Origin of the sequence: Agromyces sp. NPDC058126, from assembly GCF_042884595.1 — a bacterium.
Taxonomy (GTDB): domain Bacteria; phylum Actinomycetota; class Actinomycetes; order Actinomycetales; family Microbacteriaceae; genus Agromyces.
On sequence record NZ_JBHVTS010000002.1, the window covers coordinates 757,962 to 774,294 of the forward strand.

At 71.6% G+C, this 16,333-nt stretch carries 9 protein-coding genes; 5 read left to right on the forward strand and 4 right to left on the reverse strand.

Translation table 11 applies throughout. The features are described from left to right. Nucleotides 1-88 precede the first annotated feature (88 nt). The 5 genes from ACFVTR_RS08750 (at nucleotide 89) to ACFVTR_RS08770 (ending at nucleotide 12,748) form a co-directional block, all read left to right on the forward strand. Complete coding sequence (locus ACFVTR_RS08750; protein WP_387036521.1) at nucleotides 89-9,295, forward strand: SpvB/TcaC N-terminal domain-containing protein; 9,207 nt, start codon at nucleotides 89-91, stop codon at nucleotides 9,293-9,295. A 134-nt stretch (nucleotides 9,296-9,429) separates the two neighbouring features. Next, nucleotides 9,430-11,763, forward strand: coding sequence for a phosphoribosylformylglycinamidine synthase subunit PurL (gene purL / locus ACFVTR_RS08755; protein ID WP_387036522.1), 2,334 nt, complete (start codon nucleotides 9,430-9,432; stop codon nucleotides 11,761-11,763). A gap of 34 nt (nucleotides 11,764-11,797) precedes the next feature. Then, entirely contained in the window at nucleotides 11,798-12,292 is a 495-nt protein-coding gene (locus tag ACFVTR_RS08760) for an NUDIX domain-containing protein (RefSeq protein ID WP_387036524.1), read from the forward strand. A 13-nt stretch (nucleotides 12,293-12,305) separates the two neighbouring features. Continuing rightward, on the forward strand, nucleotides 12,306-12,575 hold the full coding sequence (locus ACFVTR_RS08765) for a hypothetical protein (RefSeq protein WP_387036525.1): 270 nt from the start codon (nucleotides 12,306-12,308) through the stop codon (nucleotides 12,573-12,575). Next, nucleotides 12,572-12,748 carry a hypothetical protein gene (locus ACFVTR_RS08770; protein WP_387036526.1) on the forward strand — a complete coding sequence of 59 codons (177 nt, stop codon included), beginning with the start codon at nucleotides 12,572-12,574 and terminating at the stop codon, nucleotides 12,746-12,748. Before ACFVTR_RS08765 ends, ACFVTR_RS08770 begins: the two co-directional genes overlap by 4 nt. Before the next feature lie 6 nt (nucleotides 12,749-12,754). On the opposite strand, the gene erm is transcribed toward ACFVTR_RS08770, so the two are convergent. From erm to ACFVTR_RS08790, 4 genes are all read right to left on the reverse strand, one after another. After that, on the reverse strand, nucleotides 12,755-13,564 hold the full coding sequence (gene erm / locus ACFVTR_RS08775) for a 23S ribosomal RNA methyltransferase Erm (RefSeq protein WP_387036528.1): 810 nt from the start codon (nucleotides 13,562-13,564) through the stop codon (nucleotides 12,755-12,757). Between the two features lie 170 nt (nucleotides 13,565-13,734). Further along, on the reverse strand, nucleotides 13,735-14,274 hold the full coding sequence (locus tag ACFVTR_RS08780) for a hypothetical protein (protein WP_387036529.1): 540 nt from the start codon (nucleotides 14,272-14,274) through the stop codon (nucleotides 13,735-13,737). A 96-nt stretch (nucleotides 14,275-14,370) separates the two neighbouring features. Beyond that, the gene (locus ACFVTR_RS08785; protein WP_387036530.1) at nucleotides 14,371-15,531 is read right to left on the reverse strand and encodes an alcohol dehydrogenase catalytic domain-containing protein; all 1,161 of its coding nucleotides are present in this window, start codon (nucleotides 15,529-15,531) and stop codon (nucleotides 14,371-14,373) included. 7 nt (nucleotides 15,532-15,538) lie between these two features. Then, nucleotides 15,539-16,309, reverse strand: coding sequence for a phosphonatase-like hydrolase (locus tag ACFVTR_RS08790; RefSeq protein ID WP_387036532.1), 771 nt, complete (start codon nucleotides 16,307-16,309; stop codon nucleotides 15,539-15,541). Nucleotides 16,310-16,333: the final 24 nt, after the last annotated feature.

The window sequence follows — 16,333 nt, forward strand, 5'->3', positions numbered from 1 at the left end:
GACACGCCTCCAGTTGTGGGGTCGAGTAGTCATTGGCCCGTCGCGTCACCCGCGCAGGGCCGACGGCGGTTGACGACGGAGGACGACGATGTCTGCGAAGCGTGCAACGGTGAAGACGGCGGCGGCGATCGCCGTCCTGGGCCTCCTGGCGACCGGGGCGTTCGCCGCCACCGGAGGGTTCGGCGGCGGTGCCCAGCCCGGCGAACCGCTCGCCCGGGAACCGATGCTCACGCCCGACGACCTCGGCGACGGCTCGTTCGACGGGCTGCAGTACGCCGACCCCGCCGAGGGGCTCTCGCTCATCGACGCGCCCGCGGCCTCCAACGACGGCAGCGTGCAGCTGTCGTACCCGCTGATCGTGCCGCAGGGACGCGGGATGACGCCGGAGCTCTCGCTCGACTACACCTCGGCGACCGAGTCGAGCTGGGCCGGCCTCGGCTGGGACCTCGGCGTCGGCACCGTCGAGGTCGACACGAGCTACGGCGTGCCGTACTTCGACCCGGCGAAGGAGTCGGAGTCGTACTCGCTCGACGGGGCGATGCTCGTGCCGAACGCGCTCGGCGACGCCTGGCAGGACCGCATCGCCGACCGGCAGGACTTCACCCGGCAGGTCGAGACCGAGTACGAGCAGATCATCCGCCACGGCGACAGCCCGAAGAACTACTGGTGGGAGGTCCGCGACAAGATGGGCGGCATCCGCTGGTACGGCGCGAAGCCCGATGCCGGCGGCCCGATGGGCGGCCCGCTCGGGGTCACCCGCGGCTTCGTCGAGCCGGGGCCGAACGTCGGCGCGCTCGACGCCGAGTCGATCGTGAAGGACGACGACGGCAACATCGTCAAGTGGCTGCTCTCGGCGCAGCGCGACGTCGGCGTCAACATGTTCCGCTACGACTACGACACGCTGCGGTACCGGTACGACGCCGCGGTCGACGGCGGTTGGGTCGCGGATGCCTCGTGCGACGACGACGGCGACACCCTGTGCGCCCGCCACACCTACCTGCGGAGCATCTTCTACACCGAGGCCGCCGAGGCCTCCGACGAGAACCACCCCGTCGAGGGCTACCACGAGCAGCCGCCCTACGAGATCCGCTTCGTCCGGCAGACCGAGCACGTCGACCCCGAGTCGGAGACGGGCGCCCACTACGGTCTGCGCGCCGATTCGACACTCGACGGCACGGGCCGGTACCTCGACCTGCTCGCCGAGCGGCTGGCGAGCGTCGAGGTCTGGTACGGCGAGCTCGAGGTCGACGGCGGGCGGGTCTACGACCAGCTCGCGACGCGCTACGACCTCGGCTACGAGACCGGGCCGTTCGGCAAGACCCTGCTGTCGACGGTGACGCAGGGCGCCGGCACGGCGGACGCGGTCAGCCACACCTTCGAGTACTTCAACGACGTGCAGTACTCGACCGCCGGATACACCGGGTTCGCGACCGACCCGACCTGGAGCACGGGCGAGACCGGCGAGGGCGACGACATGGGCGACCGCGCGTTCCTCGACGAGAACGTGACGGCCGGTGCCCTCGGCGGCGCCGAGTCGAACTCGGCCGAGGGCCACGCGTACATCGGCTTCAACCCCGCCATTCCGCAGAAGGTCGGCTCGTTCGGCGCATCGATCCAGATCGGCGGCGGCCAGACCGACGGCATCGAGGAGTTCATCGACCTCAACGGCGACGGCCTGCCCGACAAGGTCTTCAAGGAGGACGGGCAGGCGACCTCGTCGACCGTGTCGTACCGGCTCAACCTCGGCGGGCCCCGCGGCCAGCAGAAGTTCAGCGATCCGGTGGCGCTCACGACGCTCTCCGGCAAAGGGCTCTCGCGCGACCACGAGTTCCAGCTGCAGGTCGCCGTCGAATCGCACATCGTCGTCACCGCCTCGTTCGGCGTCGGCGGTGCGGTCGCGTGGGGCGACGTCTACTTCACCGACGTCAACGCCGACGGCCTGCCCGACCTCGTGCACGAGGGATCGGTCTACTTCAATCGCCTGACGAACGGGGTGCCGACCTTCGAGGCCGGCAGCACGGGCACGCCGGTGCCGCTGGCGACGGGCGGGCCGCCGCCCCAGGTCGACAGCGCCGAACTCGACGCCCTGCAGCAGCGGCTGCAGGCGGCCTCGCCGCCGGTCGACACGGTCCGGCGCTGGATCGCCCCGTTCGACGGCACCGTCTCGATCGAGGGCTCCGCGGTGCTCGACTCCCCCGAGGCCGCGACCAGCGACGACGGCGTTCGCGTGGCGATCCAGCTGAACGAGGCGAGCGAGATCCCGGAGACCCTCGTCGCGGACGACCCGGCCACCCCCGACGACGAGTCGGTCGCGTTCGATGCGCCGACCGAGCTCGTGGTGCAGGCGGGCGACCGCGTCTACTTCCGGGTCGGCTCGATCGACGACGGCGCGCACGACGAGGTGGCGTGGGCGCCGACCGTCACCTACACCGAGATCGGCGGCGACGCGGTCGTCGACGAGGGCTCGGTCGATCCCGTGCCCGACGGCACGACCGAGGTGCCGCTCGACGTCAACGGCCTCTCGCAGACGATCTACTCGATCGCCGACGACTTCACGCTCGCCGGCCGCCCGAACACCCGGGTCGTGATGCCCTACGACGGGACCGTGCGCTTCACCGCGACGGTCGTGAAGTCGAGGGCGACGAGCGACGAGCTGACGCTCGTCGTCGACCGCACCGACGCCGACCCGGAGACGATCCTCCCCGTCGCGATCCCCGACGCGGTCGGCACACCCGACGGCGGCGGTGCCGACGTCACGATCACCGACGGCGTGATCCCGGCCGACTTCGTCGGCACCATCGCATTCGCCGCGGAGGTCGCGGTGTCGGGTCCGGTCGCGGCCGATCCCGACGACGCAGCCGACCAGCCCGAGACCGACACCGTGCACGCGCACCTCGGCGTCGACTCGTCGATCGACCTCACCGCGATCTCGTGGAACCCCGCGATCCACTACACCGCGGCGACCGACGAGAACGGCGACCCGATCGAGGTGCAGCAGGTGATCGACGGCGTGCTCACCGACACGAAGCGCGTCGAGCTCGCGCCCGAGATCGAGCAGTACCCGAACCGTTCGACCGCCGAGGCGCTCGTGCCGTGGACGGCCGACGACACCGAGGACTACGGCGAGGTCCGGATCGAGCACGCCACGCTGTCGCCGATCGCCGACGAGCTGCCGAACCGCGACGTCGTGCTGAGCATCAAGAGCCGGAACGGCCTCGTCTGGAAGAAGCAGGTGACGCTCGGCGCCTCGGTCGACCAGACCACGGTCGACCTGTCCGACCCGACCGCGACACCGCCCGACCAGACGTTCGAACTCGTCGACGGCGAGGAGTACTGGTTCGAGCTCAGCGTGCGCGAGCCGGCGCTCGCCGACGCGCTCTCGGCCGACGAGTTCTCGGTGACACTGCGCACCGACGAGGTCGTCCCCGAGGAGGTGACTCCGCCGGTCGTCCGCACCTGGACCGGCCGGCAGGGCATCTTCCCGCTCGCATACCGCGGCTGGGGCGTCGCCGGCTACACGGCGAGCGGCGAGACGGCGACCACCCCCATCGACGAGGACGCGTTCGTGATCGACGAGTCCGCCGCCCAGTCGGCAGAGCCCGCCGACGGATTCGAGGACCTCTGCACCGGCCCCGTGACCGAGTGCGAGGCCGAGCCCGACATCGACCCGTCCTACGCGTTCCTGCCGCTCCTGAACCCCGACTCGCTCGGCGCCGAGTCCAAGGCGCTCGACGCGCCGCAGTGGCGGGGCACGCGCGACAACCTCGCGGCCTCGGCCGAGCGGATGCGCTCGTCGCGCCTGTCGAGCGACACGGTCTCGCTCGGGATCGACGAAGGCGGGTCGAGCAGCGGCGTGACCCGCATCTCCGTCACCGGCCCGAGCCTCTCGCTCGCCTTCGGCTTCGGCCCGTTCGGCGGATCGGTCGGCGTCGGCCCGAGCTGGAGCCTTGTCGACTACGAGGACCTCAACGGCGACGGCTACCCCGACGTCATCACCCCCGGCAACGTGCAGTACACGAGCCAGCGCGGCATCTTCCACAAGACCATCGACGACCCGGGGCCGCGGAAGGGACTGGTCAACCAGGACTTCACGGTGAACGCGTCCGGCGGCCTCGACGCCGGCCTCGTCGACATCGCGGCGAACAACAAGGGCAAGACGAACACCACGCAGGGCAACGCGGCATCCAAGGGCGGCAAGGCCGCCGACAGCGATCCGGGCCTCGGCGCCGGCTTCGGCATCAGCATCGGGGGCGGGTTCGACACCTCGTTCACGAACCCGAACGAGTCCGGCCCCTCCGGCGGACCGCTCTCGGCCGACTACGGTCCGCCCGACGCGATGTCCGACATCCCGACGAGCGGCGGCGACGGGGCGCAGATGTCGCAGGAGCTCGCCGACGTCAACGGCGACGGCCTGCCCGATGTCGTGTACACGAACCCGAGCGGCGTCTTCGTGCGCTACAACCTGGGTTACTCGTTCGCCGAGGCGGAGCTGCCGCTCGCCACGGGCGGGTTCAACACCCAGGAGTCGATCGGCGGCCACGCCTCGGCGGGCTTCGCCACTCCCTGGGGCGAGTTCTCGGGCGGCCTCTCGTTCAACTGGAACTACGACATGGCGCGGTTCGCCTGGGTCGACGTGAACGGCGACGGCATCCCCGATCGCCTGCACAAGCCGTCGGCCGGCGAGCAGCCCACCGTCGAGTTCGGCACCGGTTCGGGCCTCGCCCCCGCCGTCGACTTCGGCGACTTCGCCCGGGCCGCGGGCGTCGGCGTCGCCGACCTCGGCGCCGCACCGCAGGTGTCGTACGACCGCTCGCAGGGCATGGGCGGCGGCGTCGACTTCACCGTCTACGCGGGGCCGCTGTGCCTCGTCGCCTGCTACCTCGTCATCAACCCCGGCGCCTCGTACCAGAACTCGGTGAGCTTCTCGGAGGTCACGCTCGAGGACATCGACGGCGACGGCTTCGTCGACTCGCTCGCCTCGACCGACGACCACGAGGTGCGGGTGCAGCGCAACACGACGGGCCGCACCAACCTGCTCTCGTCGTTCACGAACCCGCTCGGCGGGACCGTCGGCCTCGACTACGAGCGCTACGGCAACACCGTCGAGCACCCCGGCTCGGCCTGGGCGCTCAGCCGCGTCGCCGTCGACGACGGGCGGCCGGGCGACGGCGCGGATGTCTCGACCTCGACGTTCTCGTACGACGAGCTGCGGTTCGACCGCCTGTTCCGCCAGTCGCTCGGCTTCGGCAAGGTCACCGAGCACGAGCAGGACGAGCAGGGCATCGCGAAGCGCACCACCGAGACCGAGTACCTCAACGACGACGTGTTCGTGGCCGGCCTGCAGACCTCGATGGTCGTCAGCGACGCCGTGAGCGGCAAGAAGCTGCGAGCCGCGACGCTCGACTGGGGCATCCGCGACGTGCAGGGCGTGGGGGCCGGGTTCGACCCGCTCGCCGAGGCCGAGCTCGTGGACGTCGACACGGCGATCCCCGCACTGACCGGCACCGAGTCGCTCACCTGGTCGTACGCGCCGCTCGTGGTCGACAGCGAGGAGCGATACTTCGCCGCCGACGGCACGACCGTCGGGAACGAGACGAGCACGAGCTTCAGCTACGACGGCCTCGGCAACGTGCTCGAGCAGCTCGACGAGGGCGAGCTCGAGACCGACGCCGACGACGTGCGCACCGTCATCGACTACGCCGACTGCCGCATCTCGGCCTCCGAGGTCGAGCTCGACGACCAGGGCGACTACGACGCCGGGCTCGGCTGCTTCGGCGACACCCCGTACTACCCGATGCCGAGCGACGAGCAGGCCTCGCCGATCTTCTCCCCCGACGTCTGCCCGACCTGGGTGAGCGTTCCGGCGGTCATCACCGTGACCGACGCGAACGGCGACGTCCTGCGGCAGCGCGACGGTCGCGACGCGGTGTGCGACAACCAGTCGGTCACCCACCTCGAGGAGCGCATCAGCGACGGCGAGAAGGCGGTCACCGAACTGCAGTACGACTCGTGGGGCAGCTACAACCGGATCGTCTACCCCGAGGGCGAGGGCGGCGTGCGCTACGCCGTGGAGTACGTCTACGACACGAACGTCGGGCACGCGAACATCGCGGAGGTGAGCGAGTACGACTTCGACAGCCAGTCGGAGGTCGACGTCTTCCTCGACTACGAGGCCGACACCGATCCCGCGCCGCTGCGCACCGGCCTCACCTCGACCGCGACGTTCGACTGGCGATCGGGCAAGGTCGAGAGCCGCACCGACGCGAACGACAACACGACCTCGTACGCCTACGACGACCTCGCGCGGCTCGCCTCGATCGGCAACGCGCTGCAGGCCGACGCCGTCACGTTCGAGTACCACCCGAACGCGCCGGGCTACGGCTATGCGATCGCCCGGCACGCCGACGCCTTCAACGACGATCCCATCGAGACCGTGCAGTTCGCCGACGGTATCGGGCGCATCACGCAGCAGAAGCGCGACGCGAGGGTGGTGAACGCCCAGGGCGTGCCTGCCGACGGCCGCGTCGTCAGCGGCGCCGTCGTCTACGACGTCTTCGGCCATGCGGTCGAGACCTACCGGCCGACGTTCGACACGGTCGCCCAGACCGCCTACGCGACGGCCACCTCGGCCGCCTCGACGAAGACGGTCCGCGAGTTCAACCTGCTCGACCAGGAGACCAAGCAGACGGAGCCCGGCGCGCGCACCACGACCACGGCGTACGGCTTCGGCCAGGCCCAGGTCGCCGGCCACGCGGCATCCGTGATGAAGGCCGTCAGCACCGACCCGCGGGGCCGGGTGACGACGACCTTCACCGACATCCGCGGCAACGAGGTGCGGATGGACGACCAGCCGCTCAACCCGGTCACGCCGAACCCGAGCGACCTGCTCGCCCCCAAGACCGCGACGTACGCGTACGACCCGCTCGGCCAGCTGCTGCGGGTCGTCGACATCGCCGGAGACGAGACCACCCACACCTACGACGGGGTCGGCAACAAGCTCAGCACCGACACCCCCGACGGCGGCCTCGTCGAGACGTGGTACGACGCCGAGGGCAAGGTGATCAAGGAGGTCTCGGGGACGCTCCGCGAGGAGGAGGTCGAGACCACCTACCACTACGAGCTGCAGAACCTCGTGAAGATCGTCTACCCCGAGGACACCCCCGACGTGACCTACACGTACGGCACCGCGGGAGCGCCCGACAACGGCGCCGGCCGCATCGTGGAGATCGACGACGCCGCGCGCGTGGTCACGCTGGGGTACGACGCGCTCGGCAACACCACGAGCCAGCTCAGCGAGATCAAGCTGCACAACTGGAAGCCGGGCGACCCGAGGTTCCAGTGGACGACGGAATGGGTCTACGACGGCCTCAGCCGGATCAAGACGATGACCTACCCCGACGGCGAGGTGCTGACCTACGACTACGACGCGGGCGGGCTGACGAAGTCGGTCGTGGGCGACGAGCCGGGCCTCAAGCGGGTGCCCGTGCTCGACGCGAACGGCAACCCCGTGCTCGACGCCGACGGGAACCCGACGTTCACCGACGAGCCGACGACGTGGCACTACGACTACGTGAACGACCGCCGCTACGACGAGTTCCTCGTGCCCGCCGCGATCGACTACGGCAACGGGGCGACGACGACGTGGAACTACGACGACGAGACGCGCTGGCTCGAGAACGTGCGCACCGTCTCGGCGAACCGGCCGCTCAAGGGCAACCCTGCGCAGTACACCGAGGTGCAGGACCAGACGTACACCTACGACAAGGTCGGCAACCCGAAGACCGCGACGAACAACGTGCCGGCGACCGTGTCGAACCTGTTCGGCAGCCCCGTGTCGATGACGTACGACTACGACCCCTACGACCGGCTCGTGCACGCCGCCGGAACCGCGAAGGTGTGGAAGAACACCCGCACCTTCGCCTTCGACCTCGGCTTCGACGGCGACGGCAACGTCGTGACGAAGTCGCAGGTCGACAAGCTCGGCAGCAAGGTGCAGTCCGACACCTCGTACTCGTTCAACCGCACCTACTCGGCCGGCGGCCCGCACCAGGTGAGCACGCAGGGTCAGGACACGTTCCACTACGACGCCGACGGCGAGCTCATCCAGATCGTGAGCGGCACCGGCAAGAAGGCGAAGATCGCCCGCGAGATCACCTGGGACTGGGCCGGGCGGATGGTGCTCGTCGACGAGTACGGCCAGACCACCGAGTACGCCTACGACGACGAGGGCCGCAGGGTCATCGAGCGCGGCCCGAACGGCGAGTCGGCGTTCATCAACCCGTGGGTCACGGTGCGCAACGGCAACGAGCTGATGAAGCAGATCTGGGTCGACGACGAGCTGATCGCCCAGCAGCGCGATCCCGGCGACGACCCGTACGCGCCCGAGGGGCAGCGGTACTTCGTGCACAAGGACCTGCAGGGCAGCACCAACGTCGTCACGGACGCGACGGGGCAGACCTTCCAGCACCAGGAGTACTTCCCCACCGGTGAGGTGTGGATCGACGAGCACTCGACGGTGTACCGCACGCCGTACCAGTACGCGGGCGCCTACACCGACGAGCGGCGCAGCCTCATGGACTTCGGCGAGCGCTGGTACGACGCGAGGCGCGAGATGTTCCTCACGGTCGATCCGGCCCTCAGCGATCCGTTCAGCCTCGTCGGTTCACCCGAGCTGCAGGCCTCGTACGCCTACGCGGGATCGAACGCGATCAGGTACGACGACCCGAGCGGCGCCCTGTTCACGATCGCGAAGGCCAACGACGTCGTGCGGGCGGCGTGGGACAAGAGCGACGCGGCCGCGCAGATGTCGGGCTTCGCAGGGCTCGGTCCGCTGGGCCAGGCGATGGATGCCGGCAAGGCGAACCACCTCCCGAAGGCGTTCGTCCGGCTCGGCGTCGGCATGGACCGGGATGCCGCGAAGAAGTGGCAGGACACGGCCGAGATCGGCGAGCCGAACCCGCTCATCGACATCGACCCGGCGGAGGGCACCGTGAAGCTCGGCGCCCCGTACGGCAAGCGGGCGAAGTTCGGCGGCGACAAGGCCGCGACGACGGCCGCCTCGCCGGGCGGCGGCGCCAACGCGACCTCGGGCGGCACCCCGTCCGTGAACAGCAGCCAGCCCTCGAACGCCTCGGCCACGTCCGGCGGCGCCGGCGGTACGGCGAAGGCGGCGGCCAAACCGCTGCCGACACCGCCGACCAAGGCGCAGTCGGGCGGCCAGACGAAGAAGCCGCTGCCGACCCCGCCGTCGAAGAGCGGAACGCAGCCGGCCGGGACGAACTCGACGGGGAGCTGAGCTCGCCTCCGCACCCGGGCGGCCGCCCGCTCGGCCGCCCGGCCTGCTCACCCGAGCACGGCCGGTAGACTGCAGGGGTCAGGCATTCGCCCCGCGGCATCCGCCTCGCCGCCGTCTTCTGGAGCTCGCCACTCGTGACCATCAACACCCCCGCAAACATCGCTGCACCGACGACCGCGGTGCTCGACACCGTCGAGGTCGCGGCCACGACCCCCGAGAAGGAGCAGCCGTACGCGGCGCTGGGCCTGAAGCCCGACGAGTACGAGCGCATCCGCAACATCCTGGGCCGCCGCCCCACGAGCGCCGAGCTCGCGATGTACTCGGTCATGTGGAGCGAGCACTGCTCGTACAAGTCGTCGAAGATCTACCTGCGCCAGTTCGGCAAGAAGGTCACGCCCGACATGAAGAAGCACCTCATGGTCGGCATGGGCGAGAACGCCGGCGTGCTCGACATCGGTGAGGGCTGGGCCGTCACCTTCAAGATCGAGTCGCACAACCACCCCTCGTACATCGAGCCGTTCCAGGGCGCCGCGACCGGCGTCGGCGGCATCGTGCGCGACATCATCTCGATGGGCGCCCGCCCGGTCGCCGTGATGGACGCGCTGCGCTTCGGCGACATCAACCACCCCGACACCGCGCGCGTCGTGCACGGCGTCGTCTCGGGCATCAGCTTCTACGGCAACTGCCTCGGCCTGCCGAACATCGGCGGCGAGACCTGGTTCGACGGCGTCTACCAGGCGAACCCGCTCGTCAACGCGCTCGCGGTCGGCGTGCTCCGCCACGAAGACCTGCACCTCGCGAACGCGAAGGGTGCGGGCAACAAGGTCGTGCTGTTCGGCGCCCGCACGGGCGGCGACGGCATCGGCGGTGCGTCGATCCTCGCGTCCGACACCTTCGCCGAGGGCGGCCCGACGAAGCGCCCCGCGGTCCAGGTCGGCGACCCCTTCGCCGAGAAGGTGCTCATCGAGTGCTGCCTCGAGCTCTTCCAGAACGACCTCGTCGAGGGCATTCAAGACCTTGGCGCCGCCGGCATCTCGTGCGCGACCTCCGAGCTCGCGTCGAACGGCGACGGCGGCATGTCGATCGTGCTCGACGACGTGCTCCTCCGCGACCCCACGCTCACCCCTGAGGAGATCCTCATGTCGGAGAGCCAGGAGCGCATGATGGCGATCGTGAAGCCCGAGAAGCTCGAAGGCTTCCTGAAGGTCGTCGAGAAGTGGGACGTCGAGACGAGCGTGCTCGGCGAGGTCACCGACACCGGCCGCCTGTCGATCATGTGGCACGGCCAGGAGATCGTGAACGTCGACCCGCGCACCGTCGCCGTCGACGGCCCGGTCTACGAGCGCCCGGTCGCCTACCCGACCTGGATCGACGCACTGCAGGCCGACACGGCCGCGAAGCTCGACCGCCCGGCGACGCCCGAGGAGATCCGCGAGCAGTTCCTGAAGCTCGTCGGCTCGGCGAACCAGGCGGATGCCGCGTGGGTGACCAACCAGTACGACAACTACGTGCTCGGCAACACCGCGCTCAGCTACCCCGACGACGCCGGCATGGTGCGCGTCGACGAGGAGTCGGGCCTCGGCGTCTCGGTCGCGACCGACGCGAACGGCCGCTACTCGCAGCTCGACCCGCGCCAGGGCGCGAAGCTCGCCCTCGCCGAGGCGTACCGCAACGTCGCCGTGACGGGCGCCGTGCCGATGGGCGTCAGCGACTGCCTGAACTTCGGCTCGCCCGAGAACCCCGAGGTCATGTGGCAGTTCTCCGAGACCGTCGAGGGCCTCAGCGACGGATGCCTCGAGCTGGGCATCCCCGTCACCGGCGGCAACGTCAGCTTCTACAACCAGACCGGTGACGTCCCGATCCACCCGACGCCCGTCATCGCCGTGCTCGGCGTGATCGACGACGTCGCCCGCCGCATCCCGAGCGGATGGCAGGACGAGGGTCACAACATCTACCTGCTCGGCGACACCGCGGCCGAGCTCGACGGCTCCGCCTGGGCCGGCGTCGTGCACGGCCACCTCGGCGGTCGCCCGCCGGCCGTCGACCTCGCCGCCGAGAAGACGCTCGCCGAGCTGCTCAACGCGGCGGCGATCGAGGGCCTCATCGACTCGGCGCACGACCTCTCCGACGGCGGCCTCGCGATCGCCCTCTCCGAGGCGGTGTCGCGCTTCGGCGTCGGCGCCCGCGTGTTCCTCGGCGAGGTCGTCGCCGATGCCGGCATCGACCTCGCGACCGCGCTGTTCAGCGAGTCGACCGGTCGGGTCATCGTCACGGTCCCCCGTGAAGACGACGTCAAGTTCCGCGGGCTCTGCGAGGGCCGGGGCTACCCGGTCCGCCGCATCGGCGTGACCGACGCCGCCTCCGGCACCCTCGAGGTGCAGGACGCGTTCACGGTCTCGATCGACGAGCTCCGCACCGTCAACCGCGCCCCGCTCGCCGACGCGTTCGGGCCGGTCGTCGGCTACTGACCGGCGGTCGAGCAGCGAAGCGCATCGAGGCCCCATGACCGAGACCGAGCGGTACACCGACGCGTACGCGTCGACCCACGGGCGATTCACGGTCGTGCCGGCGGCGTACGTGCTGCTGCGCCGCGGCGACGAGGTGCTCCTGCAGCTGCGCCGCGGCACCGGGTACTACGACGAGCACTGGGCGTTCGGCGCCGCGGGTCACGTCGAGGCCGGCGAGTCGTTGCTCGCGGGCGCGGCGCGCGAGGCTCGCGAGGAGCTCGGCGTCGAGGTCTCGGCCGACGCACTCGGGCTGCTGACGCTCATGCACCGCACCGACGGCAGCGGCCGCCCGATCGAGCAGCGCTTCGACGTGTTCTTCGAGGTCGGCGAGTGGACGGGCGAGCCGCGGCTCCTCGAGACGCAGAAGGCGGCGGCGCTCGAGTGGTTCCCGCTCGACGCGCTGCCCGAGCCCGTCGTGCCGCACGAGCTGCGCGTGCTCGAGGCGCTGCGCGACGAGCGCCTCGGGCCGGTCACGCTCTTCGGATTCTGAGCCCGGCGACGAAATGGCCGATGCACTCGGAGTCCCCGGCCTGATCATGGGCGGCGCGATCGCGCTGTTCGCGGTCGCCCTCGTGGTCGGCATGGTCGTGCGCGCGGTGCGAGCGCCCCGAGGGCAGCGGATGCGCGGGGCCTTCGGCCCGCTCGCCGGCGCCGGCGAGGTGTACCAAGAGCTGCACACCGGCCAGCGGGGCCTGCAGGACTCGATCATCGAGTCCATCCAGGAGCAGGAGCACGGCGGGCAGACGACGAACGACAGGAAGCACACGAGATGAACGACTTCGCCTTCTACGGCATGCTCCTCGGCGGGGCGATCGCGCTCTTCGCCGTCATCATCCTCATCGGCGTCGTGATCCGCGCGATCAAGGCGCCGCCCGGCGAGCGCATGCGCGAGGCGTTCCGCCTGCGCCCGCCGGCTGACGACGATCGACGCGACTGGCGCCGCTGAGCCCGCTCAGCGCCGCCGCACCTCCTGCCAGAGCGAGGCCCAGTCCTCGGCGGTGAGCCGCCCGGGCAGCACGTCGCGGGCGAGGCCGCGCCGCGCGAGCCACGAGCGCGCCTGCCCTCCGCTCATGGGCCGCGGGGTCCGGGTGAGGATCTGCCCCATGCCGCGCCCTCGCCCGCGGAACACCGCGGCCACGAATCCGCAGTAGCCGCGCCGCTCGACCGGTGCCACGAGCGGGGTCGCCCGGCGCTGCACGCTGAAGAGCCCGCCGTCGACCGCCGGCATCGGCCGGAAGGCCCGCGCCGGCACCCGCCCGTCGAGCCGGAACTCGAACCACGGCGCCGACTGCGCGGTGAGCAGGCTCGAGCCGCCGACCCCGCAGCGGCGGCGGGCGACCTCCCACTGGGTGAGCAGCACCGCGTCGGTCCAGCCGGGCCGTTCGAGGAGCGAGCGCAGGATCGCCGTCGTGAGGTGGAACGGGACGTTGCCGACGACCACATGCGGCGTGGCCGGATACCGCCAGCGAAGCACGTCGGCCTGTTCGACGGTGACGCGGGCACCGAACCGGCGCCGCAGCGACTCGGCGCGACCGGGGTCGAGCTCGAGCGCCGTGAGCGGCCGGCCGAGGCGCGCCAGCGGATCGGTGAGGGCGCCGCCGCCGGCGCCCAGCTCGACGATCGGGCCCCGGGTCGCGGCGGCGAGGCCGACGAGTCGGTCGATCGCGGCGCGATCGACGAGGAAGTTCTGCCCCAGCTCCTGACGGCCGCCGTGGCGGGTCGGGGTGGGACGAGGGGTGGACGGGTGTTCGCGTGTGCGCAAGAGTCTGCTCCGCTGCCGAAGATGGTCGGCCGGGTACGCGAGATCGCACCGCGGCCATGGTCATGGCCGAGGCGGAGTGACGTGGATGATCGGGTCGCTCCGCCTCTAGGCGGTGCGGGGCCGCGCGATCATCATCGTGGCGAATTGGCTACACACGAGGATCGACGCTATCAGCTGCTGCCGCCCGGCGGATCGACGAGCAGCCCGACGCGGTCGTCGAGATAGCGGTCGAGCTCGGCGAGGGCGCTCGGCTGACGGGGGTTCCAGCGCACCCGCACGACCTCGCCGTCGAATACGACCGGCCCGGATGCCCCGTCGCGCGCGAGCTCGGCGAGGTCGACCGGGGGCGCATCGAAGTTGACGGTCTCGCCCTCGGCGATGCCGCCCTTCACCGCGGCCGCCTGCCAGGCGCGGTGCTCGGCGACGCTCGCCGCGAGCACGCTGCGACGTGCGGGGCGTTCGGCGCGCACGACGTGGCCGGTCGCGTGCAGCCCGCCGTCGGCGGCGAGCAGCAGCACGCCGAGCCGCCAGACGCGACCGCGGTCCGCCATGCGCACCGCCCGGGCGATGCCGAGCACCGCTTTCGGCTGCACGAGCTCGGCGAGCACCTCGTCACGGGCGTGCGCGGCGGCGAGGCGGGCGGCCGCGTCGGCGAGCATCGCACGAAGCTGCTCGAGCGGGTCGGGGGCCGGGCCCGTGGCATCCGTCATCGTGCACCGCCCGGACGGGCGGGCGCGATCGCGGGAACGCGGGCGGTCATGCCCCCATGTTCCCGCGATCGCCGTCCGAGCGGAAATCCCCCGTGCTCAGTGGAGCGGCCGGCGCCCCGGTGCGACCCCGACGCGCACGTGCTCGCCCGTCGCCGCCTCGGCGAGCGCGAGGTCGAGCTCGTCGAGCGCGTGCGTCGCACCGACGAGTTCGTCGAGCGGCGTCGACCTCCACGAGCGCTCGAGGAACGCGACCGCGCGGGCGAGCTGATCGGGCGTGTAGTTGTGCACCCCCGTCACGGTGACGAGGCGTCGCACGACCGTCTCGGGGTCGAGCCGCACCTCGGTGCCGGGCGAGACGCTGCCGACGAGCACCGCGACCCCGCCGACGCCGAGCGCGGCGATCGCGGTGCGCACGGCGGGCGCCGCACCCGAAGCCTCGACGGCGATCAGCAGCTCGGGGCGTCCCTGCGCGGCGAACTCCGCGAGCACGGTGTCGAGGTGCTCGCCGTCGCCCGGCGTCGCGGCGGGGTCGACCGCTCGCGCGCCGAACCTGCGGGCGAGCACCCGCCGCGAGGCATCCGGATCGGAGACGACGACCTCGGCGCCGGCCTGGCTCGCGATCGCGGCGACGCTGAGGCCGATCATGCCGCCGCCGGTGACGAGCAGCGGCGCACCCGCGAGCGGCACGTGCGCCGCGGCCGCATCGAGCGCGGCCACCGCCGTCGCGGTCGCGCACGACGCGGGCGCGGCGACGAGCGCCGGCAGCTCCTCGCTGACGCGCACCACCGCGGTGCCCGCCCGAAGCTGCACGTGCGTGGCGAAGCCGCCCGAGAGCTCCCAGCCGCGGTGTACCCGCTCGTGCCCGTACTTGGCGAGCGAGCGGCACTTCTGGCTGAGACCCCGGCGACAGCGGTCGCACTCGCCGCAGCTCACCGCGACCGACCAGACGACGCGGTCGCCGAGCTCGAGCGGGTCGCCGTCGGCGCGCACCGCCCCGTCGCCGACGGCGACGACCCGCCCGACCTGCTCGTGCCCGAGCACGAGCGGCGCCGGCGCGGGGCGGTCGCCGCGGACGGTGTGCACGTCCGAGCCGCAGACGGTGGCGAGCTCGACCTCGACGAGGGCCTCCCCCGGCGAGAGGTGCACCCCCGGCGCCGCGAGCGCCTCGTGCGGTCGGCCCGGCTCGTACCAGACCATCGCGACGGGGGCCGGCCGGAGGATGAGGTCGGGCCCGGCGACTCGCACCACGGTGTGCATCGCGCGCCTACTCGCCGTGCAGGCCGAGCAGCCCGGGCAGCTCGGCGATGCTCTCGATGACGGCGTCGGCGCCGGCCGCTTCGAGTGCGTCGCGGTCGTGCGCTCCCGTGAGCACCCCGACGACGAGCCCGGCGCCCGCCGCTGTCCCCGACTCGATGTCGCTCACCGTGTCGCCGACGACGACCATCGCCTCGACCGCGCTCGTCTCCGTGCGGAGCAGTGCCGTGAGCGGCAGGTCGGGGTGCGGGCGCCCGCGGCCGGCGTCGGCCGGCGAGAGGGCGAGGTCGGCGAGGCCGTGCCAGTCGAGCGCGTCGAGGATCGCATCGCGGGTGACGGGCGAGAACCCGGTCGTGAGCACGACGGATGCCCCGGCCTCGCGCAGGCGCTCGATGACGCGCGCGGCGCCCGGGATCTCGGCGACGCCCTCGCTCGCCACGAGCTCGGCGTACGCGCCCTCGAACTCGGCGTTCGCGTGCTGCGCGGCATCCTCGTCGCCGTTCGCGAGCACGCGGAACACCTCGATCTTCGACTGGCCCATCGTCTCGCGCACGTAGTCGAGCGCCTCGGCGAAGCCATCGCCCGCGGCGATGCCGCTGCGCTCGGCGGCGAGCGCGAACGCCCGCTCGACCACGCCGTCGTCGGCGACCGTCGTGCCGGCCATGTCGAGCACGATGAGCTCGATCTCGCCCTCCTCGTCGACGTCGTCGGGGTCGGCGAGCTCGGCGAACTCGTCGAACTCGGCCAGTTCGTCTGCGGAGATGTCGGTGTCGATGGTCATGATCGGCCTTTCGGTGAGGTGGTT